Origin of the sequence: Caulobacter sp. KR2-114 (genome assembly GCF_049446115.1) — a bacterium.
GTDB lineage: Bacteria > Pseudomonadota > Alphaproteobacteria > Caulobacterales > Caulobacteraceae > Acaudatibacter.
In genome coordinates this window covers 196098-218145 of record NZ_JBMSEC010000001.1, presented here as the reverse complement: position 1 = coordinate 218145, position 22048 = coordinate 196098, and the positions used below count along the sequence as shown (strand labels likewise).

The 22048-nt window shown below is 68.0% G+C and carries 15 protein-coding genes; 7 read left to right on the top strand and 8 right to left on the bottom strand.

Annotated features, from left to right (window positions below; translation table 11 throughout):
* Positions 1-72: 72 nt before the first annotated feature.
* Positions 73-3138: a response regulator gene (locus ACO2Q3_RS00925; RefSeq protein ID WP_423304480.1), complete on the top strand. Its 3066-nt coding sequence runs from the start codon at positions 73-75 to the stop codon at positions 3136-3138.
* Between the two features lie 674 nt (positions 3139-3812).
* On the opposite strand, the gene ACO2Q3_RS00920 is transcribed toward ACO2Q3_RS00925, so the two are convergent.
* On the bottom strand, positions 3813-5765 hold the full coding sequence (locus ACO2Q3_RS00920; RefSeq protein WP_423304478.1) for a PAS domain S-box protein: 1953 nt from the start codon (positions 5763-5765) through the stop codon (positions 3813-3815).
* A gap of 350 nt (positions 5766-6115) precedes the next feature.
* On the opposite strand from ACO2Q3_RS00920, the gene ACO2Q3_RS00915 reads away from it, so the two are divergent.
* The gene (locus ACO2Q3_RS00915; RefSeq protein ID WP_423305639.1) at positions 6116-7873 is read left to right on the top strand and encodes a PAS domain-containing protein; all 1758 of its coding nucleotides are present in this window, start codon (positions 6116-6118) and stop codon (positions 7871-7873) included.
* 1048 nt (positions 7874-8921) lie between these two features.
* Here the strand turns inward: ACO2Q3_RS00915 and ACO2Q3_RS00910 are convergent.
* On the bottom strand, positions 8922-9227 hold the full coding sequence (locus ACO2Q3_RS00910) for a hypothetical protein (RefSeq protein WP_423304477.1): 306 nt from the start codon (positions 9225-9227) through the stop codon (positions 8922-8924).
* 454 nt (positions 9228-9681) lie between these two features.
* Here ACO2Q3_RS00910 and ACO2Q3_RS00905 point away from each other — a divergent pair, with 454 nt between their 5' ends.
* The 4 genes from ACO2Q3_RS00905 (at position 9682) to hutC (ending at position 12979) form a co-directional block, all read left to right on the top strand.
* Positions 9682-9804, top strand: a complete 123-nt coding sequence (locus tag ACO2Q3_RS00905; protein WP_423304476.1) for a hypothetical protein — start codon at positions 9682-9684, stop codon at positions 9802-9804.
* 299 nt (positions 9805-10103) lie between these two features.
* Positions 10104-10541 (top strand): hypothetical protein, encoded by a 438-nt coding sequence (locus tag ACO2Q3_RS00900; protein WP_423304475.1) that lies wholly within the window; start codon positions 10104-10106, stop codon positions 10539-10541.
* Positions 10542-10645: 104 nt separating this feature from the next.
* Positions 10646-12079, top strand: coding sequence for an APC family permease (locus tag ACO2Q3_RS00895; protein ID WP_423304473.1), 1434 nt, complete (start codon positions 10646-10648; stop codon positions 12077-12079).
* 93 nt (positions 12080-12172) lie between these two features.
* Positions 12173-12979 carry a histidine utilization repressor gene (hutC, locus tag ACO2Q3_RS00890; protein ID WP_423304472.1) on the top strand — a complete coding sequence of 269 codons (807 nt, stop codon included), beginning with the start codon at positions 12173-12175 and terminating at the stop codon, positions 12977-12979.
* Between the two features lie 17 nt (positions 12980-12996).
* Here hutC and ACO2Q3_RS00885 read toward each other — a convergent pair whose 3' ends face one another.
* The 6 genes from ACO2Q3_RS00885 to hutI are packed head-to-tail and all read right to left on the bottom strand — an operon-like array spanning position 12997 to position 20202.
* A complete protein-coding gene (locus ACO2Q3_RS00885) occupies positions 12997-14361 on the bottom strand; it encodes an MFS transporter (protein WP_423304471.1) in 1365 nt (454 codons plus the stop codon).
* Positions 14345-14983 carry a HutD family protein gene (locus ACO2Q3_RS00880; RefSeq protein ID WP_423304469.1) on the bottom strand — a complete coding sequence of 213 codons (639 nt, stop codon included), beginning with the start codon at positions 14981-14983 and terminating at the stop codon, positions 14345-14347. The genes ACO2Q3_RS00885 and ACO2Q3_RS00880 overlap by 17 nt, the downstream gene beginning before the upstream one ends.
* Positions 14983-16647 (bottom strand): urocanate hydratase, encoded by a 1665-nt coding sequence (hutU, locus tag ACO2Q3_RS00875; RefSeq protein WP_423304468.1) that lies wholly within the window; start codon positions 16645-16647, stop codon positions 14983-14985. Before hutU ends, ACO2Q3_RS00880 begins: the two co-directional genes overlap by 1 nt.
* A 7-nt stretch (positions 16648-16654) precedes the next feature.
* Positions 16655-17476 carry an N-formylglutamate deformylase gene (gene hutG, locus ACO2Q3_RS00870; RefSeq protein ID WP_423304467.1) on the bottom strand — a complete coding sequence of 274 codons (822 nt, stop codon included), beginning with the start codon at positions 17474-17476 and terminating at the stop codon, positions 16655-16657.
* A complete protein-coding gene (gene hutH / locus ACO2Q3_RS00865; RefSeq protein WP_423304466.1) occupies positions 17473-18993 on the bottom strand; it encodes a histidine ammonia-lyase in 1521 nt (506 codons plus the stop codon). Before hutH ends, hutG begins: the two co-directional genes overlap by 4 nt.
* A gap of 3 nt (positions 18994-18996) precedes the next feature.
* On the bottom strand, positions 18997-20202 hold the full coding sequence (gene hutI, locus ACO2Q3_RS00860; RefSeq protein ID WP_423304465.1) for an imidazolonepropionase: 1206 nt from the start codon (positions 20200-20202) through the stop codon (positions 18997-18999).
* A gap of 84 nt (positions 20203-20286) precedes the next feature.
* Here hutI and ACO2Q3_RS00855 point away from each other — a divergent pair, with 84 nt between their 5' ends.
* Positions 20287-21690, top strand: a complete 1404-nt coding sequence (locus ACO2Q3_RS00855; RefSeq protein ID WP_423304464.1) for a formimidoylglutamate deiminase — start codon at positions 20287-20289, stop codon at positions 21688-21690.
* The last annotated feature ends 358 nt before the right edge of the window (positions 21691-22048 follow it).

The window sequence follows — 22048 nt, the reverse complement described above, 5'->3', positions numbered from 1 at the left end:
CGAATCGTCAACCGCCCCGCCGTTTCATGGCCTCCGTGTCCGCGAGGTCGCGGATGGCTGGAGGCGGCGAGGGTGTTCAAGGTTCTCAGCTGTATCTCGACCCAACACGACTGGCGGCTTGTGCTGCTGGCGGCGGGCGTCTGTGCCATGACTGTGGCGACCACCATCAATCTTTACGCCAAGCTGCCGTCCGCCGAAGCACGCCGGCCAATCTGGCTTGGTGTCGTCGGCCTCGTGTTTGGCGCCGGCGTTTGGGATACGCATTTCGTGGCCATGCTCGCCTTCGAACCCGGCTTGCCGGCCGGATACGATGAGGTGATCACGGCCGCCTCCCTTGCCCTCGTCGTTGTACTCTCCGTCGTCGGCTTCGGCGTCGCGGCGCCGGGACGGGGATGGCCGCGCAAGGCAGTTGGCGGCGCCCTTGTTGCCGGCGGGATTGCCTCGATGCACTTCACCGGGATGCTGGCCTGGCGCGTACGAGGTTTGGTGATCTGGGACGGCGCCTATGTCGCGACTTCGCTACTGGTCGGCGCTGTGTTTTCGATCGCCGCGCTTCAGGTGGCCAGCCCGCGCGCGCCGCTTCGTCGCCAAGCCCTGGCCGCGGTGCTGCTGCTGCTGGGTATCTGCGGACTACATTTTACCGCCATGTCCGCAGTTGCCGTGACAGTCGACCACGCTCAGGCGGTCGGTGGCGATCTGATGTCGCGTCCGATGCTTGCCATCTTGGTCACCAGCCTGACGTTTATCACGGTGGCAATTGCTGCCGGAGCCCTGTTGCTAGACGCGCGCGGTCGGAACCGCGCCCTGGCGCAACTGCGCCAAGCAGTGGACGCGATGCCCGATGGCCTGGCGTTCTTCGATGCTGAGGACCGTTTGGTGGCCTGGAACAGCCGCTATGCGGTGTTGATGGAAGGCGGCCTCGTCCTGCAAGCGGGCGTAGCCGCGCGGGAAATCCTTAGAGCGGCGGCCCTGGCGCACCCTAGCATAGGGCCCGAAGAGGTCGAAGTCTGGCTCGATGAGCGGGTCACCGCGCGCCGTCAGGCAAACGCTGTTTTTGAGCAGGAGACCGCTGACGGCCGCTGGCTCCGGATCGAGCATCGGCCGACGGAGGCGGGCGGCCTTGTCACCGTCGTCGTCGACGTCACTGACCTGAAGAGGACAGCACAGGTATTGGCCAAGGCTCGTGACGAGGCGGACGCTGCGAATCGCGCCAAGTCAGAATTTTTGGCGAACATGAGCCATGAAATCCGTACACCCATGAACGGCATCATGGGCATGAACGCCCTGTTGCTGCGCACTGATCTCAATGGCGAACAGCGGAAATTCGCTGACGCGGTGCGCGTGTCCGCCGACTGCCTGCTCGGCATCATCAACGACATCCTCGACATCTCCAAGCTGGAGGCCGGCAAGGTGGAGATCGAGACCGTCGACTTCAGCTTGGAGACTGTGGTCGAGGACGTGGTCGAACTCCTGTCGACCCGCGCCGCGGAAAAGTCGCTGGAGATTGCCTCCTATCTTGACGGCGATGCTTGCCGGCCGCTGAAGGGCGATCCCACCCGCCTGCGGCAGATACTGCTGAACCTCTTGTCTAACGCCGTGAAGTTTACCGATCGGGGTTTCGTTTCGGTCGAGGTGATGTCGCGGCGCACCCCATCAGGCTCCGCCGCCGTCCGGGTCGAGGTCAGCGATACAGGCATCGGGCTTTCTGCTGACGACAAGGCCAAGCTGTTTCAGAAGTTCCAGCAGGCGGATGGATCAATTACCCGGCGGTTTGGCGGCACGGGCCTTGGGCTCTCGATCTGCCGCCAGCTAGTGGAATTGATGGGCGGGCGCATCGGCGTCGAGGATCGTCGGGGTGGCGGAAGCACCTTCTGGTTCGAAGTCACGTTGAAGGAGGGGGCGGCTGCGCTCGCGGCCGGGCGGCCCAAAGCGGATCTCAAGGGTCTGCGTATCCTTGTTGTCGACGATATCGAACTCAACCGCAGCATTTTCGCTCGGCAGCTGACCGGGGATGGAGCGGTCGTTACAGAGGCGGCGGGCGGCGTCGAAGCTCTTCGGGCGATCCGCGTGGCCGACGAACAGGGCGACGCCTTCGACATTATTCTGCTCGATCACATGATGCCGGACATCGCCGGCGATGAGGTTGCCGAGCAAATCCGGTCCCACGTCCGCTGGCGTCAACCAAAGCTAGTGCTGGCCTCGTCGATAGGCGCCCCGCTCAGCACCGATCGGGCCGCGCGCGCGGGCTTCGACGCCTTCCTCACCAAGCCCGTGCGCCATCAGGCGTTGGTCGACTGCCTGAGTGACCTGATAGACTCGTCGCGCTCGACATTGGCGCCGCCCCAGCCAGTGGTTGCGACGACGTCAGGCGCGGCCCACGCGCGAGTGCTGCTGGCCGAGGACAACGAGATCAACTCGCTTTTGGCCCGGACCCTGCTGGAAGGCGATGGCCACGTGGTCGACTGCGTGGAGAATGGAGCGCAGGCAGTGTCGGCGGTGCGGTCCGGCGAGTACGATCTGGTGTTGATGGACATGCAAATGCCGGTCATGGACGGCTTGGAGGCCGCCCGGCTGATCCGGTCGCTGCCTGGGGCGGGTTCGCGGGTGCCCATCGTCGCAATGACGGCCAACGCCATGCAGCGCGACATCGAGGGCTGCCTCGCCGCCGGAATGAACGATCACATCGCCAAGCCGATCGATGGCCCGCAATTCCTGAGGCTGGTCGGCCGGATCGTGTCTGGTGAAGCCGCCGTGCGGCCTGGCGCGGAGACCGTTGAAGATCTTGAGCACTCCTACCTCGACGGCTTGGGCAGCATCCTTCCTGCGGCCAAGTTCGTGCACATGCTTGAGGTCTATCTGGTCGGTGCGCGGGAACGGCTCGAGCAGATCGAAATCCTGACTCTCGATGGCAATGCCAAGGGCGTGGCGCGTGAGGCTCACGATCTGAAGAGCACGTCCGGGGCTTTCGGAGCTCGGCGCCTGCAATATCTCGCCGAAGGGTTGGAGGCGGCGGCGCGCGGGGGCGACTTGGCAAGTGTTCGCGCCATCCTTCCGCAAGCAAGGCAGGCTGCCGAAAAGGCTTGGTTGTTGATCGCTGAACGCGCGAGACGGTCTCTCGGAGAGGTGGCTGTTCTATAGGACAGGTTTTGCGGGCTGACGTTTGTCGAGAGCTAGCGGGTAGATTGGTTTGCTCACGCGATAGCGCTGTGTCCGTTCCCGCACCTTAGAGGGCCATGGCGTGGGAGTAGCTCTCGGAAGCTTCCGGTTCGGCGCACCTGCGCCAGAGCGCGCTGTCCTATCCATTTAGCCTACGCGCCTGCCGATCCCGAGACTCCGCGCGTGATGCATAGGACCGCTTCGGGCTCGTAGCGGTCGATCGGAACGTCCGCTTCCCGGAGGATGGCCGTCAGCTGTCGCTTCGTTGCCGACCTGCTCGGCCGCCGCGCGGGAGGTTGACGCATGCGGGTCCAGCTCCGCAACTAGGGCAGTTTGTTCCCCGCCTCATCCACGGAAAAAAGCCGAACCTCGTCTCGCATCACCACGATCCGCTCGCAGCCCCGGTGCGCCGCCAACAGGTCCCTGATCTTGTGTAGAACTGCTCCGGCCCGCTCCACATACGACGTGGCCACAGGCCGAGCGCAGCCTGGGTAGAAAACGAGCAACCTGTACAACGCCAAATCTCCAGCATTGTTGGAGATACGCGCACGATCGCGCGGTGGCTCACCCGAACGAGAGGAATTTCGCAGCACCGTCTCCAGTCTGCCGCGGCACAATTCCGGGGATCGCGGCGCCAGGCAGCAGAGCGCCGCCGTTCAGGCGTCCAGCACTTGGCGCACGCTCACGGCCAGCTGTTCGAAGGTGAACGGCTTGGGCAGCAGTTGCACGCCAGGATCGAGGCGTCCCTGATGGACGATAGCGTTGCGGGAGTAGCCCGTGGTGTAGAGCACGCGCAGCCCCGGACGAAGGGCGACAGCCTCTTCCGCCAGGACCCGACCCGTCTTGCCCGGCAGCACGACGTCGGTGAACAGCAAGTCGACCCGATGGCCGCTTGAGAGGACCCGCATGGCGCTGTCCGCATCGACGGCCTCGACGACTTCGTAACCAAGCTCTTTGAGACTCATCGCGCTGTAGGCCCGCACGTCAGGATTGTCCTCAACGACTAGAACGACCTCACTATCCGCCGCGCGCGGGCGTTCGAGCGCCTGGACTGGAGCATGGACGGCGTCACCGTGGTAGCGCGGGAAATAGAGCTTCACGCATGTGCCCTGACCTTCCTCGCTGTAGATCGTCACGTGGCCGCCCGACTGCTTGACGAAGCCATAGACCATGCTGAGCCCCAGGCCCGTTCCGCGGCCGGGCTCCTTGGTGGTGAAGAAAGGCTCGAAGACCTTGGCCAGGACTTCCGAGGGCATGCCCGCGCCCGTGTCCGTCACGGAGATCATCACGTACTGCCCCTGGATCACTTCCGCGTCCCTGGCAGTATAGTGCTCGTCCAAATAGGTGTTGGCCGTTTCCAGGGTCAGCTTGCCCCCGCCGGGCATGGCGTCCCGCGCATTGACCGCCAGATTGAGGATGGCGCTTTCCAGCAGGTTCTGGTCGACCTCCGTGCGCCATAGGCGGGGAAACAGGACACCCTCCAACTCCACGTCCTCGCCCAGCGTCCTGTGCAGAAGCTCCGTCATGTCGCGGACCAGCGCGTTGAGGTCCGCCGGCGTCGGCCGCAACGCCTGCTTGCGTGAGAAAGCCAGGAGGCGACTGGTCAGGGCCGCGGCGCGATCTGCCGCGTGGCGTGCCATCTCGAGCGCGCGGTCGATCCGCGAAGGGTGGGCGTCCTTGTTCCGCGCGATCGTGTCGAGGCCGCCGATGATAACGGTGAGCAGGTTGTTGAAATCGTGCGCCACCCCGCCAGTGAGCTGGCCCATCGCCTCCATCTTCTGCGATTGCGCCAGGGCCTGGCGGGTTTCCTCCAGGGCCTGTTCGGCGGCCTTGCGCTCGGTGACGTCGCGCGTGATCTTGGCGAAGCCGACGAGCTCGCCGGCGTCGTCGCGGATCGCGTCCAGGATGACGTGGGCCCAGAAGCGGCTGCCGTCCTTACGGACGCGCCAGCCTTCCGTCTCCCAGCGGCCCTCGCGCGCGGCGGTCTGCAGTCCCCGGGCGGGGATGCCTTCGCGCCTGTCGTCCTCCGTGTAGAACTGGGAGAAGTGGCGGCCCAGAATCTCGTCGCGGCTGTAGCCCTTGATACGCTCGGCGCCGGCGTTCCAGCTCGTGACGAACCCCTCGCGGTCGATCATGTAGATCGCATAGTCAGTGACGCCCTCCACCAGCAGGCGCAACTGCTGCTCGCTTCGGTGCAGCGCTTCCTCCGCGGCCCTGCGTTCGGTCAGGTCGCGGGTGATCTTGGCGAAGCCGATCAACTCGCCCGAGGGCAGCCGGATCGGATCGATGACGACGTTCGCCCAAAAGCGGCGGCCGTCCTTGCGAACGCGCCACCCTTCCCGCTCGAAGCGGCCGGCGTGCGCCGCGGTTTCGAGGGCGAGCGCGGGCAGTCCCGCCGCACGATCTTCCTCGGTGTAGAAGCGCGAGAAGTGCTGACCGATGATCTCCTCGGCTTGGTACCCCTTGAACCGCTCGGCCCCGGGGTTCCAACTCGTGACGACGCCAGACGGGTCGAGCATGTAGATGGCATAGTCGGTAATTGCGTTGAGCAGCAGCCGCTCGCGGGCCACTTCCGATTGGGCGTCCCGCGTCCGTTCGACATCCGCCAAGCTTTCACTCCGTCGAAGTCGCCCGCTACAGGCGCAGAAGTCGCCCGGGCGCATTGGCAAACGCGTCAAATCAAAAAAAGAGCCGTGAGCGTCAACGTGGCGTCGAGGCGCTGGGAACTGCTGCCGCGTGCCTGCAGTCCCTTTCGGAGCAGACACGCGACTGTTCCGTCTCAGGAGGGATTTTCGAACCCGCAAGGTTCGACGTCCTAACGGCGCGAGGAACCAAGTCGAGGTCCTGAGGATAACCGCTTCGCCGCCGCAACGAAGCGTCGCCTCAGCCGCAATGAAGCGTCGCCTCAAGCGTTAGCGCTGCGCAGGCGGCGGGGACGAGACGCTGATGACCGTCTTGGATCAGGTGGACGAAGGCGAGCTGCCTTTCGCAGCTCGCTGAGCATCTGCCGATGCCGTGCTGGATCTCCGACGGCGACGGCCGGATCGTCTGGGTCAATGACGCTTGGCTGAACTACATCGGCAAAGATCCCGACACCTTGTCCCGCGAAGGCCTCGCCATCATCCATGATCCCGCCGTGCTGCCCGCCGTCCGGCGTAAGTGGCGTGAGACCCTTGCGGCTGGGGAGGCCGATGAGATGGTCTTTCCCCTGAAGGGGCGTGATGGGGCATTTCGGCCGTTCCATACGCGCGTTGTGCCTCTGCGTGACGCGGAGGGGCGAATCCGGCGCTGGTTCGGGACCAACATCGACGTCAGCCGCGAAGCCGAGGCCGAGCTTCGGGCGAGCCGAACGGAGGCGACGTTACGGGAGAACGAGGCGCGGCTTCGCCTGGCGACCAACGCCGCGGGCGTCGGGGTCTGGGAATGGCGTCTCGACACAGGCGAGATGATCTATTCGCCGCGCGCGAAGGAAATATGTGGGTTCGATGCGGATGCGTCGGTTACCTACGAGATGGTCGCTGCAGTCACCCATCCGGACGACTTTCCCCGCACCTCAGCGCAGGCCCAGCGCGCGCTGGACCCGGCGGTTAGGGAGGCCGCGCCCTACGAATACCGCATTGTGCGGCCAGACGGCGACGTGCGCTGGGTGACGGCCGTGGGGGAGGCGGTCTTCGAGGCGGATGAGGCGGGCAAGCCGGTGGCAAGGCGCTCTGTGGGCGTTCTGATCGACATCACCGAACGCAAACTGGCCGACGACGCGGTGAGGAACTCCGAGCAGCAGCTGCAAATGGCCTTGCGGGCCGGCCGGATGGTCGCCTGGCGGACCGAGACGGACGGTCGCCTCGCGCCGAGTCGCGAACTCAAACTGCTGGCCGGCCTCCCGCCCGACGCCAAACCGACCTTCGCCAGTCTGTCGGCCAACTACCTGCCCGGCGAACTCGAACGCATCCAGCTCGCGGCCGATGCTGCGCGCGCAAAGGGCCAACGGTTCTTTGAGATCGAGTATCGCTACCGCCTTCCGGACGGGCAGGTGCGCTGGTTCAACGCACGGGCGGAGGCACAGGTGGGCGAGGCGGGTGAACCCGGTGGCGCCATAGGCGTCGTGATGGATATCACCGACCGGAAGGAAGACGAAGAAAGGCTGCGCTTCCTGGCGCGCGAGGTAGACCACCGCGCCAACAACCTCCTGGCGGTGGTCGAAGGACTGGTCGCTCTCAGCCGTGGCAAAGATGCCGATGAGCTGCGAGAGGTCCTGCGGGGGAGGGTTCACGCCCTGGCCCGCGCCCACCAGCTCCTGGCGGAAACCCGCTGGGAAGGCGCCGAGGTGAGACGTCTGGTGGAGGAGGAGCTCTCGCCGTACGGCCTCGGCGACCCCGCCAGGGTGCGCCTCGAGGGCAGCGACAGGCGGCTTCGGCCCGCTACCGCTCAGGCCTTGGCGATGGTGCTCCACGAGCTTGCCACCAACGCCGTCAAATACGGCGCCCTGTCCACCCTGCATGGGCGCGTGGAGGTCTCATGGCAGGCCGGGCCGGACGGCGACTTCGAGCTGAAGGGGGGGGGGGGGGGGGGGGGGGGCGGTCTCACCGCCCGCGCGTCGGGGACTGGGGACCTCCGTGATCGAGCGCGCCTTCGAAGGACGCGAGGGATGCGAAGCGCGCTTGGATTGGCGGCAGGAGGGGCTGATCTGCCGGCTGCGGGTTTCCGAGCCGCAGGCTGAGACGGTCTTCGAGCAGGCGCGCTAAGGCTCTAAGACTTCCTAGACGGCAGCGTCGCTACGCCTACTCTGGGCTGCTTCACCGGCCTGCTGACGTCGGACAGCGACGGCAAGAGGGTGCTGACGAGGGCCGGACGGGAGCCGCTCGAGCCGCAATGGTGAGACCTGGAGACCTGACCCGAAGCGCAACCGCCAGGCTACGCCAACGCCTACGCCACGGCGCTACCCGCCTTCGAGCGCCCGCGAATGACATCGCGCCGACCGGCGCCGCCGAAAATGGCTGCGGCTGCCGAAATGTAGGTTTTCACTAAGGGTCTTGCTTAGCCAAAACTCGAATTGAGTACGATATCTGATCGCGCGCTTTGGAATCCGCGAACTTCCCGGAGCGTCACGAATTCCGCGCAATGTCGGATGTCCGACAGATAAGGTTGTGCCGCGGCGGCCTATGGGGGTTCGCCTCGACCAGGATCGGAGACATGTATCGGGGAATGCTCGTCGATCGCGACGGCTATGGGGATTGGTTCGGCATTTTCGCCGACAACGACGGCCAGGCGCTCTCTACGGCGCGATTGCTAAGGCCAGGCAGAGTCGTTGACGTTTGGGACGGAGGCCGTTTCGTCGGCAAAGTCGGGTCCGAAGACGAGGCGCGCTCCTCGCGCGTCCACGGCGAGCAAAGGACCCACGGCTAGCGGGCTGGCTGTTCGGGCGCGAACAAGCGGCGCTCTCGTGCGTTCCATCACGGGATGAACGCGCGAGGCGAAGGCTTTGCCGCACACCTATGTGTTTCAAATCCTGGCCGAGCGGCCAGAAGACCTTGAGAACGGCGTACTCTTCGTGACGGCGGCAGACGCTGGTCGCGCTGCGGAGATCGCCCAGCTTCTGCTCTCGCGCACTCCGAAGGCCAGGGAGATCCAGTGCCGAGAACTCGGCAGGCTGGAATTCATAGTTCGCCGCGACGGCGTTCATCCGCCCGAAGAGGTTGGGCTTTGCCCAGCGCGCCTATGGCGCCCCCGGCGTTGGCCTGAGACGCTGCAGCGCCAGCCTGCACCATTTAGCCGTCGTTCGCAGCGCCTTCCACAAATCGCCCCAGATCCAATATCGCGTCCATCGCGCGGGTGCCGGTGAGGTCGCACTCGCGCTCTTGAGCGATCTGCGCAAGGAAACGCGCTTTCAACACCGCGTCGGCCCGCGTCAACGCTGCTGTAGCAAAGATCAGGTCGCGCACCTTCTCGGCCTGCGCGAAAGCGGCGTTGAAACCGTCATCATCGCCGGCGTTGAGGCAGGCGGACCCGATGTCTCGAAGGCGGTTATATCCTGCCACCCATAAGGCGAAGAGCGCCCGATCCCTCTCACTCACGTCATTGCCCAGCCGCCGATTTTGATTCCTAAGTGAGGAGCACAATACCACCGTTCTTTGGGCGAATTGGTCTGATGGACGACGCACGGGCGCCGCACTCGGCACGCACCATCCCGACAGATAGGTGGGTGATCCTCGGCGGTTTCACTGGATCGAACGGTCGAGTCGCTGAGCTCATCGCCGTCAGCGGGGAGGGCGCACAGGTGGGTCGATAAGTAAGGTGTGCCGATCGGCTGCCGGCGCTCAGGCTAGAGCCTGGGGCGAGCGCTAACCCGGGCTGTCGGCCTTCTGGCCTGGGGTTCTATGCCTGGGCGTAGCCCAAAGACAAGAGCCCTGACGGGGAGGTCAGGGTTCGGGAATCAGGCGGCGCAGAACTGACCGGACTGACAGCTTCGCCATCGGCCCGGCGCCGGCCTCGCTTGTTGCTTCGCGGGCCGGGTGTAGTGTTGGAGACATGCCCCGCGCCTTCAAACACCGGCCGCACGGCTATGCCGTCGTCATCGTTGCGTTCGTGATCAGCGCCATCGGCCTCATTGCCTGGGCCGTGCCGCTGGGGCTGGAGCTGGCGACGCGATAGGGCGCGCTGGACCTGGCGAACTTGCGCCAACCAAGAATCGTCAACTCTTCAGCCCCGCGAGCAACGGACCGCGAACGCCGTGCGAGCAGGGCGGAACATTTCCCTCAGACGACAACGAGCGCCCCCAGGCAACTCAGGGATTGCCCTGGTATGGTTTGCGCGGTTTCCTCGTGATCCATATGTGCAGCCTTTCCTGCGCGCGGCGCCACGGCCGGAGGGCAGGAACCTAGGCTGATCTGGCGCCGCTTGGTGTCGCGGGCTGACTTGGCGAACAGCTCCCCACCGCCAGCCCTCGCTGGGTGAACCTCAATGGGATCGTCACCGCCTGTTACGAACGCGCCTTCCGCATCGTTCTCTTCGTTTCGGACCTGATCGACTCCCCCGGCCTGTCAGCGGCCGGTGAGCTGGACGCCCAGCAACGGGGATATGCGCTGGTTCAGCAGAACCGCGACATTTGCCCGCTCCGACTGGACAGCGGGTTGGGCGGCTTATCGCCGGACGCCCGGGAATCCGTGTTGGAGCTGTCGCGGCGCTTTACCGAGCTGGGACGCCAGAAATTTCGCAAGGCCCAGCAAGACGGCGAAGTACGCCGACAACTGGCGGTCGAAGATTTCCTGTTCATCGCCGCCACGCCCCCGGCCTGGCCGGCGAAGCCGCTGCCACCCGCCAGTCCGGCGCGCCAGACGCAGATCGCCAACTTCGTTCGCCTGGGCTTGGCCCCTCTTCGGCATAGCTGATGCACCGCCTCGCCAAATAGTCCTTTCCTGGGCCGTCGGCCTGAAGACATTGCCGCGAGGGCTGGCCGACATGCGGCCGGAATCAGCGGCCGGGGAAAATGCGCGTGACGAAAGACGGCTTGAGCACATCGGGGCCGTCCCCTTCCGCCGGCCACCGGGAGCTGGGTCCGCTGGCCTTTCTCGCCCTCGCCATCGGCGGCCAGATCGGCGTGGGCTGGATCACGTTCGTCGGCTTCTGGCTGGGCGATGCGGGGGCTCGGGACACCCTGGCTGGTTTCGCCGTCGGTGCGGTGATGATGGCCGGCGTGGCGGCCTGCCATGCGGAACTGGCCGGGATGATGCCTGTCTCCGGCGGCGAGATCGTCTACGCCGAGCGGGTATTTGGGCGCTTCGCCGCCTTCCTGGTCGGATGGTTCCTGCTGTTCATCGCCGTCGCGATGCTCAGTTTCGAAGCGGTTTCCCTCGGCTGGATGCTCGAGACGCTGTTTCCGATCCTCCGCGCACCGCCGCTGTTCAGCGTGCTGGGCGCCGGGGTCACGGCGCCGGAGCTGATCATCTCTCAGGCCTCGCTCTGGCTGGTCTATGCGGTGAACCGGCGCGGACTACACGCTTCGGCCCGGACTGGCGAATTCCTCACCGCCGCCAAGGTGGCGATCGTACTCTGCCTCATCGTCGGCGGACTTCTGTTCGGGCAGCCGGGGCGCGCCCTCGAGCTGCCCTCGGGACGGAGCGGCCAGGGCGAGCTGTGGCGCGTTCTCGGGATCGTCGCGGCCAGCCCGTTCTGGATCGGCGGATTCTCCTCCATCGCCAAACTGGTGGGCGAGCGGAACTCCACCTTGTCCATGCGGACGGTCGGGCGCCTGATGGTCGCCACCGTCATCGCCTCCGCCCTGATATACATGGGCATCGTCGGCGCCTGCGCGGCGGCGGCGCCGGTCGCAGAGACCATCGGGGCGCCCTTGCCCGCGGTGTTCGCCGCGGACGCCCTGTTCGGCGGCGGATGGGCCGGCCGCGCGATCCTCGTCGCCGGCATCGCCGGCATCCTTTCAATCATGAATGCCGTGCTGCTGTCGTCTTCCCGGGTCATGCGTGTGTTCCGCGCCTTCAACGCGGACGTCGACGCGAACAGGACGGCGCGAGGAAGCCACGATTTCCTGCTGATCGTCGCGGCCGCAGCGCTCTGCTCGGTGGCCGGCCGCGGCGCGCTAGCGCCGCTCAACAACGCCGGGGCGATGGCGGCGATCATCTGCTACTTCGTGATGTGCCTGGCCACGCTCCGCCTGAGGATCAAGGAGCCGGGCGCAGAGCGACCGTTCAGGACGCCGGGCGGGGCGCCCATGCTCGTTGCGATCCTGGTCGCCATGGGGTCGGCGGGAGGCTATCTCCTGGCGCAACCCCTGCTTGGCGCCTCGAAGGCCCCCCCCATGGAGTGGATCGTCTTCGGCAGCTGGATCGGCCTCGGCGCCCTGGCCTGGCGCATCCTAGGCGCCAAGCGGGTCGGGGAGGGGCCTTCAGCGCGCCGGGCGCCGGAACAATAGGCTATACATTAGACGTCTGCGGCGGTCCGCGGCTTTGGAATCCTGCGCTCCCCGGTGTATCGAGGGCCCTGGGAACTGGACGAGGCCGGCTTCGTGGCCGCAGCCCGGAGGCGAGGTTTGAGCAGCTCTACAGGCGCGCGGTCGAAGACGCCTCCACAGAGCAGCTCCCTCCTGTCGGCCCTCAAATCCGATGGCTCCGGGCCGCGCTGGCTGCAAATCCGGCACGCCCTGTCGGACAGGATCAACAGCGGCGCGTGGGCGGCCGGCACGCGCATTCCGACCGAGCTCGAACTGGCCGAGCACTTCGACACCTCGCGCATGACCGCCAACAAGGCCATCCAGAGCCTGGTGCATGACGGCGTGCTGGAACGGCGCCGGCGCACCGGCACCATCGTTGCCCGCCGGGCGCAGGAGCGGGCCGCCTTCGAGATCTGGGACGTGCGCGAGATCATCGAGCGAAGCGGCCGCGCCTACCACTACCGCCGGCTCGAACAGCAGATCGTGCCCGATGACGACCCGCGCCGGGATCTGTTCAATGTCAGCCGGCGCACACGGCTTCTATGGCTGCGCTGCCTGCACCTCGCCGACGAGGAGCCCTTCCAGCTGGAGGAGCGGATCGTCAATCTCGACGCCGCGCCGGCGCTGCTTGCCCAACCCCTCGACCGGACGCCACCCGGGCCCTGGCTGATCGCCAACGTGCCCTGGACGCAGGCGGAACATACGATATCGGCGTTGCCCGCCCAGGCCCGGGAGAGCGACGCTCTCGACCTGAAGGTGGGCGCCTGCTGCCTCGTGGTGGAGCGCCGGACCTGGAATCACGAGACTCCAGTCACTCTGGCGCGTCTCTGGCATCCGGGCGGCAGCTATCGCCTGAAGGGGCGCTTCGAACCGGCGCGCTGAACGCGCGGCTGGCTTTTTCAGGTCCGCGCGGTCTTCGGCGCGCGCGGATAGAGGGCGGCGACAGCTCCGGAGAGGATGAAGGCGGCCGCCGGCAGCAGGCAGGCGGCCCGAACGATGCCGTGGACGGCGTCCGCCGACTGGGTCGCCGCGCCGCTGACAAAGCCGGCCCCCGCCATGGTGAAGGCCAGGAACGAGCCGCCGAGCGATGTGCCGCCTTTGATCAGGGCGTTGTTGAGGGCGTAGGGCACGCCAAGGGCGTTGGCGGCCTTGCCCGGCTCGCCGGCCTCGGTGGCCTCGGCCAGGATGGCGTAGGAGACCGAACTCCAGACCCCGAGGAAGAGGCCGGATACGCCATACGCCACGATCGCTGCGGGCAGGCCTGCCGGCAGGCCGTAGAGCACCAGGATCGGAAGCCCGCCCAGCACGCCTGAAACGCCGAGGCTCAAGGTCAGCGGCAGGCGCTCGAGGAATGGCTCGGCGGCGGCGCTGCCGGCCAGCACGGCGACGTTGGACAGCAGGCCCAGCAGGACGCCGTAGTAGTCGCTGAGGCCCAGCGCGTACTTGGCGTAATAGGTGACGCTGCCGAACAGCAGGGTGATGCCGATGATGTTGAAGATCATCGACAGCGTGACCACGATCCACTCGCGATCGCGCGCCAGCTTGCGCAGGCCGTCCAGCAGGCCGGACGCATGCATGTGCCCGGTCATCCGTTCGCGGCAGTTGCGCGCCAGCGTCAGGAGCGACACGAGGATGACCAGGGCGCCGAGGCCGACGGCGTAGGGCACGCCGAGCTTGCGGTTGCCTGCTCCCAGCAGGTCCGCCAGCGGGATGAACCCCGCCGAGGCGAAGACGCCGATGCTGGCCCCGATCGTCCGGCTCGTCGACAGCCGGATGCGAAGCCGGGTGTCTTCGGTGATCAGGTTGAGCATCACCGAATAGGGCGTGCTGAGCGCCGCGTTGGAGAGGGTCAGCCCCGTCAGCGCGACGAACGACCAGAGGAACTGAAGCTGGTGGTGTCCTGCGGGTAGCGGCAGGAAGGTCAGGAAGAAGAAGACGGGAAACAGCACGCCGCCGTACTTCAGGAACGGGCGCGCGCGGCTGCCGTCCGGCCGCCGGTCCACGAGCACGCCGACGAACACGTCGCCGGCGACGCCGATCAGGCGGGCCGTCAGCATGATCACGCCGACTTCCCGCGCCGTGAGCAGGCACACTTCGGTCAGGAAATACATCAGGTACCCGACCACTGCCCCCCACATCACGCCGATGCTGAAGTCGCCCAGGCCGTAGGACAGGATGGTCGGCCACCGCGACCCGCGGCCCGGCCCCTCGGCAGCCTCCCGGCTGGGATTTCGGCTGGCGGAGGCGTCAGTGGGTTCGCGCATCTCTTCTCTCGCTCGAACGTGGGGCGAAGGCGGGGGCTGGCCGCGCGCCATCCGGGCGCGCGAGCACTGGCTCCAGGGCCACCAGGACTGCGCTGTGCGCGCCATCAAGCATGAGCGTCGCGGTCTCGCCGGCGGACAGGTGCGCGACATCCAGGCGTTCGAGGCGGTGCTCGGCCCCCTCGAAGGCGACGCGTCCGGGGCAGAGGGCGAGCAGGAAGGCAGGACCGCCGCAGGCGGCGTGGACAGGGCCGCCGGAAAGGTCGGCTACGCAGGCGCGCCAGGCGTCGCGCCTCACCATGACGTTGAAGTCGCGGACCAGGCCCGCGCGCAGCCGGGCGGCGACGGCGGCCTCGCCGGGAAAGGCGAGCCGCGCTCGGGCGCCGAGGCAGTGCCTCTCACCGTCGACATCGAGCGCCAGCGCCTCGCCCTCGACGACCGTCAGACTGCGATCCACACCGTGAAAGGTCGAAAACGGACCGTCCCGCGTGATCTCGGCCAGGCTAAGCCGCCACTCGAACGCGCCCACGCCGGCGTCCGGCGGCCAGGCGGCGACCTCACGGGTGACGCCGCCGCCGTTCTTCCAGCGTGTCGCCCGCCGGTCTGCGGCCCTTAGGATGCGCATCAGAGGATGCCGGGCAGGTCGAGGTTCTTTTCGCGCGCCACCTGCAGGGCGATGTCGTAGCCGGCGTCGGCATGGCGCATGACCCCGGTGGCCGGGTCGTTCCACAGCACCCGCTCGATCCGTCGCGCGGCCGCCTCGGTGCCGTCGCAGACGATGACCATGCCGGCATGCTGCGAGAAGCCCATCCCGACGCCGCCGCCGTGGTGCAGCGATACCCAGGTGGCCCCCGAGGCCGTGTTCAGCAGGGCGTTGAGCAGCGGCCAGTCGGACACTGCGTCGCTGCCGTCGCGCATGCCCTCCGTCTCCCGGTTGGGGGAGGCGACGGAGCCGCTGTCGAGGTGGTCGCGGCCGATGACGATCGGCGCCTTCAATTCCCCGGACGCGACCATCTCGTTGAAGGCCAGGCCCAGGCGGTGCCGGTCACCCAGCCCCACCCAGCAGATCCGCGCGGGCAGGCCTTGGAACCTGATCTTGCGGGCGGCCATGTCCAGCCAGTTGTGCAGGTGGGCGTCATCGGGGATCAGCGCCTTCACCTTGGCGTCCGTCCTGGCGATGTCCTCCGGATCGCCCGACAAGGCGGCCCAGCGGAACGGCCCGATGCCGCGACAGAACAGGGGGCGGATGTAGGCCGGGACGAAGCCGGGGAGATCGAAGGCGTTGGCGACCCCGGCCTCCTTGGCCATCTGGCGGATGTTGTTGCCGTAGTCGACCGTGGGCACGCCGGCGGCCTGGAAGTCCAGCATCGCCTGCACATGCTCGGCCATCGACGCCCTGGCCGCTTCCTCGACCTGCTTCGGATCCTGAGCGCGCATGGCGTCCCAGCGCTCCTGGCTCCAGCCGCGCGGCAGGTAGCCGTTCACCGGGTCGTGGGCCGAGGTCTGGTCGGTGAGCAGGTCCGGCCGCACGCCGCGGCGGAAGAGTTCGGGCAGCACCTCCGCGGCGTTGCCCAGGAGGCCCACCGAGAGGGGACGCCGGTCGCGGCAGGACTGCTCGATCCAGGCCAGGGCCTCGTCAAGGCTCTCGGTGGAGCGGTCGAGGTACCCGGTGCGCAGACGCATGGCGATCGAGGCGGGGCGACACTCCACCGCAAGGCAGGAGGCGCTAGCCATCACCGCGGCGAGCGGCTGAGCGCCGCCCATGCCCCCAAGCCCCGCCGTCAGCAGCCAGCGCCCGCCGAGGTCGCCGTCGTAGTGCTGACGGCCCATCTCCACGAAGGTCTCGTAGGTCCCCTGCACAATCCCCTGGGCGCCGATGTAGATCCAGGACCCGGCGGTCATCTGGCCGTACATCGCCAGCCCCTTTCGATCGAGTTCGCTGAAGTGGTCCCAGGTCGCCCAGCGGGGCACGAGGTTGGAGTTGGCGATCAGCACCCGGGGCGCGTCCGCGTGGGTGCGGAAGACACCCACCGGCTTTCCGGACTGCACCAGCAGCGTCTCGTCGTCGCCCAGGCGGCGCAGGGTCTCGGCGATCTTGTCGAAGCTTTCCCAGTCGCGCGCCGCCCGGCCGATGCCGCCATAGACGACGAGCTCCTCGGGCCGCTCGGCGACGTCCGGGTGCAGGTTGTTCATCAGCATCCTCAGGGGCGCCTCGGTGAGCCAGCTCCTGGCGGAGCGCTCCGGTCCGGTTGCGGGGCGGACGACGCGGGACGTGTCGAGACGGGTCATGAAGGCCTCAGGCGATGGCGAAGGCGATGCAGCTGGCGATGACGCGGGTGAGGACGGCGCGCATCGGGGCGGCCCTCGCATCGGAATAGGCGGACGGCCAGGTGTCGGGCGTGGGCGCCGCGGCCGGCTCGTCCATGTAGCCGCGGCAGGCCAGCTCCATCTGGATCGCGTGCACCCCGTCGCGAGGGGCGCCGTAGTGGCGGGTGGTCCATCCGCCCTTGAAGCGGCCGTCGGTGACCCTGGTGAAGGCGGGGTCAGCGCATGCCGCCTCCACGGCCGCCGCCAGGGCGGCGGCGCAGCTTTGCCCGCCGTTCGCGCCGATGTTGAAGTTCGCCAGCTCGCCCTCGAACAGGCGGGGGATTCGCGAACGGATCGAGTGGGCCTCGTACAGGACCACCTTGCGATGGGCCTGGCGCAGGCGGTTGATCTCCGCGCGCAGGGCCTGGTGATAGGGAACGAAATAAGCCGTTCGCCGCCGGGCGATCTCCTGCGCATCAGGCCCGGCGTCGAGGTAGAGCGGCTCGCCGTCGAAGGTCGTTGTCGGGCAAAGCTCGGTGGTCGCCTGACCGGGATACAGCGAAGCCCCGGACGGATCGCGGTTGACGTCGATCACCGTGCGGGAAAGCCGGGTGCGCACGACGGTGGCGCCAAGCCCGGCGGCGAAGTCGTAGAGTTCCGGGATCCACCAGTCGGTATCCTTGCGCGCCAGCCAGGGGGACGACAGCTGCGCCTCGATCTGCGGCGGGATGCGGCTGCCGGCATGCGGCATGCTGATGATCACGGGGACCTCGCCCCGCGTGACCCCGAGCCACTCCGGAGCGGGGCTCATGCCACGCCCGGCAGGTCTGGGACCAAGCTGGTGAGCGCACCGGTTCGCACTAGCCCGCCGGCGATGTCCAGGTCGGCATGGAAATAGCGGTCGTCGCAGAGCTGCGGCGAACGGCTGCGCAAATGCCGCCGCACCGCTTCAAGCGGCGCGCTGGAGGTGAGGGGCGCGTGGAAGTCGCAGCCCTGCGCCGCCGCCAGCAGTTCGATGCCGATCACGGCGGTAGCATTGCGCGCCATCCCCAGCAGTCGCCGCGCGCCATGGGCGGCCATGGACACATGGTCTTCCTGGTTCGCCGACGTTGGGATGGAATCGACGCTGGCCGGGTAGGCCCGTTGCTTGTTCTCGGAGACCAGAGCCGCCGCCGTGACCTGCGGGATCATGAATCCGGAGTTCAGACCGGGGGCCGGCGTGAGGAAGGCCGGCAGGCCCGACAGCGCCGGGTCGACCAGCATGGCGATGCGGCGCTCCGAGATCGACCCGATCTCGCAGACTGCCAGGGCGATGGCGTCGGCGGCGAAGGCCACCGGCTCGGCGTGGAAGTTGCCGCCGGAGAGCGCTTCGTCCGTGTCGGCGAAGATCAGGGGGTTGTCCGAAACGCCGTTGGCCTCGTTGGCGAGGGTGTGCGCCGACTGGCGAAGCACATCCAGCACCGCACCCATGACCTGCGGCTGGCAGCGCAGGCAGTAGGGATCCTGCACGCGTTCGTCCTGGCTCAGGTGGGACGCCCGGATGGCCGATCCGGCCATCAACGCCCGCAGCGCGGCGGCGGTCTCGATCTGCCCCTGGTGACGGCGCAGGCTGTGGATGCGTGGATCGAACGGGGTGTCCGATCCCTTGGCCGCCTCCGTCGAGAGCGCGCCGGTGACAAGCGCCGACCGGAACAGCATCTCAGCCTCGAACAGTCCGGCCAGGGCGTTCGCCGTGGAGAACTGCGTCCCGTTCAGCAGGGCCAGGCCCTCCTTGGGGCCGAGCGCGACAGGTTCGAGGCCGGCGGCGGCCAGGGCCTCGGAGGCGGCCACGCGCTCGCCCTCGACGAAGATCTCGCCGACGCCGAGCATGGTCGCGGTCATGTGGGCCAGCGGCGCCAGGTCGCCGGAGGCGCCCACGGAGCCCTGGCAGGGCGTCACCGGGGTCAGCCCGCGCGTCAGCAGCGCCTCCAGCAGCGCCACGGTCGGCGCCCGCACCCCCGACGCCCCCTGCGCCAGGCTGGCGAGCTTCAGCGCTATCATCAGCCGGACCACGGGGATCGGCGAGGGCGCGCCGACGCCCGCGGCGTGGGACAGGACGATGTTGCGCTGCAGCGTCTCCAGGTCTGCCTCGCCGATCCGGACGCTGGCCAGCTTACCGAACCCGGTGTTGATGCCGTAGACCGGCTCGCCCCTGGCCAGGATGCGACCGACGGCCTCCGCGCCGCGGGCGATCTTTGGCCAGGCGTCGGCGTGCAGCGCCACCGCATCGCCGCGATAGATCTGTCTCCACTGCGCGAGGGTGACCTCGCCGGGACGCAGCACCACCATGCTTCAGACACCTCTCCAGATGCGCGCATGGAGCGGGTTGAAGCCCATGCGGTAGACAAGTTCGGCAGGACGGCCGATGTCCCAGATCGCCAGGTCGCAGAGCTTGCCCGCCTCCAGCGTTCCCCGGTCGGCGAGCAGCCCCAGGGCGCGGGCCGCCTCGCGCGTGACGCCCGCGAGACATTCCTCGATGGTCATCCGGAAAAGGGTCGCCGCCATGTTCATGGCCAGCAGGGGCGAGGTCAGCGGCGAGGTGCCAGGATTGCAGTCGGTGGCCAGCGCCATCGCCACCCCGGCGGCGCGCAGGGCCTCGATCGGCGGCGCCGTCCGTTCCCGCGTGAAATAGAAGGCGCCGGGCAGGAGCGTGGCCACGACGCCCGCGGCGGCCATGGCCGCCACGCCGGCGTCGTCCAGGTGCTCGAGATGGTCGGCCGAGAGCGCTCCGAACGCCGCGGCTAGGGCTGCGCCGTGCTGGTTCGAGAGCTGCTCGGCGTGGATCTTGACCTCCAGCCCGTGCGCGCGCGCCGCGACGAAGACCCGCCGCGCCTGGTCCGGCGTGAAGCCGACGCCCTCGCAGAACACATCGACCGCCTCCGCTAGACCCTCGGCGGCGACGGTGGGGATCATGGTGTCGCAGACCAGGCTGACGTAGCCGTCGGCATCCGAGCGAAACTCCGGGGGAAGGGCGTGGGCCCCGAGGAATGTCGCGCGCACGTCCACCTGGCGATGCCGGCCCAGCGCGCGGGCCGCGCGCAGCGACTTCAGCTCGTGCTCGGTTGAAAGGCCGTAGCCAGATTTGATCTCGACCGTGGTGACGCCTTCGGCGATCAGCGCGTCCAGGCGGGGCAGGGCCTGGGCGACCAGGTCCGCTTCCGAGGCGGCCCGGGTGGCCGCCATGGTCGAGAGGATGCCACCGCCGGCCCGGGCGATCGCCTCATAGGCGGCGCCGGCGAGGCGCAGCTCGAACTCGTGGGCGCGCTCGCCGGCAAAGACCAGATGGGTGTGCGGATCGATCAGGCCCGGCGTGATCCACCGGCCGTCGCAGTCGATCACCTGGGGGGCGTCGAGCGCCGGGGCGGCGCCGGCGGGGCCGGCGTAGAGGATCACCCCATCGCGGGCGGCGACCACGCCGTCCTCCACCACCCCGAGGCCGGGCATGGTCGGGGCGAGGGTCGCCAGGCGGGCATTCCTCCACACCCCATCGCATCGCATCGCCGGGCTCCCCGCGCCACCGGCGGCGTCTTGCGGGCCGGTCCAATATGTATAGACATATGCGCCGCAGACGAGGGATGTCCAGTGACCAATTCGCGAATTCCTGGGGCCGCCCGCGGATCGTCGAGCCCGATAGAGACGCTCTGGTTCGAGTCCGCCCTACTGCCGGACGGCTGGGCGCAGTCGGTCAGACTGACGATCGCGGACGGCCTTATTAGCCGCGTCGAGACGGGCGTCCCGCAGTCCGGAGCGCCCGGCTACGGGCCTGCGATCGCAGGCCTCGCAAACCTCCACAGCCACGCCTTTCAGCGCGGCATGGCCGGTCTTGCGGAAGCGCGTGGAGCAGGCGACGACAGCTTCTGGACCTGGCGCGAGGTCATGTATCGCTTTGTCGAGCGACTCGATCCCGAGGGTCTGCAGGCGATCGCCGCCCTGGCGTATCTGGAGATGCTGGAGAGCGGCTTCACCCGCGTTGGCGAGTTCCACTATCTTCATCACGATCGCGACGGCCGGGCCTATGCGGACCCCGCTGAAATGGCTGCGCGGATCGCCGCCGCGGCGCATGAGACTGGGATTGGGCTGACGCTGCTGCCGGTCTTCTACGCCCACGGCGGCTTCGGCGGGGCCGCGCCAGGCGGAGCGCAGCGCCGCTTCGTGAACGACGTCGAGGCCTATGGCCGCCTGATGGCGGCCAGTCGCGCTGCTGTCGCCGGGTTGCCGGACGCTGTGGTCGGCGTCGCGCCGCACAGTCTTCGGGCCGTGACCGCCGAGGAACTGGCGTCGATCGTGCCGATGGCGCAGGGCGGTCCGGTGCACATCCACATCGCCGAGCAGACCCGGGAAGTGAACGACTGCCTCGCCGCCACCGGAACGCGGCCGGTGACCTGGCTGCTGGACCATGCGCCGGTGGGGCCGACCTGGTGCCTGGTGCACGCCACGCACGTGAAGCCTGCGGAAGCTGCGGGCATCGTGGCGAGCGGCGCGGTGGTCGGCCTGTGCCCCGTCACCGAGGCGAACCTGGGCGACGGCGTATTCCCGGCATCCGACTACCTGGCCCTGGGGGGCGCCTTCGGAATCGGCAGCGATTCCAACGTGTCCATCGATCCGGCTGAGGAGTTGCGAACGCTCGAGTACGCGCAGCGGCTAGCCCTCAGGCGCCGCAACGTCCTGGCCGGCGGGGCTGGGCGCTCCACCGGCGGCGACCTCCATCCTCGCGCCCTGGCAGGGGGCGGCCAGGCCCTGGGTGGGCCGGCTTCGGCGCTGCATCCAGGCGCGCGCGCCGACATCGTCGCCTTCGACGGGCGCCATCCGTGCCTCGTCTCGCGTGCGGGCGACGCCGTGCTGGACAGCTGGATTTTCAGCGCTGGCCGCGGCCTCGTGGACGGCGTCTGGTGCGGCGGGCGGCAGGTCGTCAGCGGCGGACGCCACCACCGCCGGGACGCGATCGTCGCCAGATACGGCTCCGCCCTTCGCGCCGTTCTGGCCTGACGAGAAGAGTCCGGACGCGCCCCGGCCGACAAAATCTGCCCCCTCAGCCGGCCCGCAAGGGGTGAACGTCCTGACTTTCTGATTTGCATATACAAATTATTCCCTGCCTCAGCCAAAGCTAATCAGCAGATCGGAAAGCGCTATTTTACAGGCCTGTCACAGCCGTGGACAGTTCACCCAAGAGCAGACCGGCGCGGGCGTTCCGGCCACTTGATCGGAAGACCCGTGAACGGCCGCCACGCTGTGTCGGAACCGAAGCTGGAAGGATGCGCCGCGCGCAAACGCGCCCGGCGCAGGTCGCCTCGCCCCGGGATGGGTGGGCGTCCTCGGTGGCGCGCGTTGCGGTCTGCGCCATGGC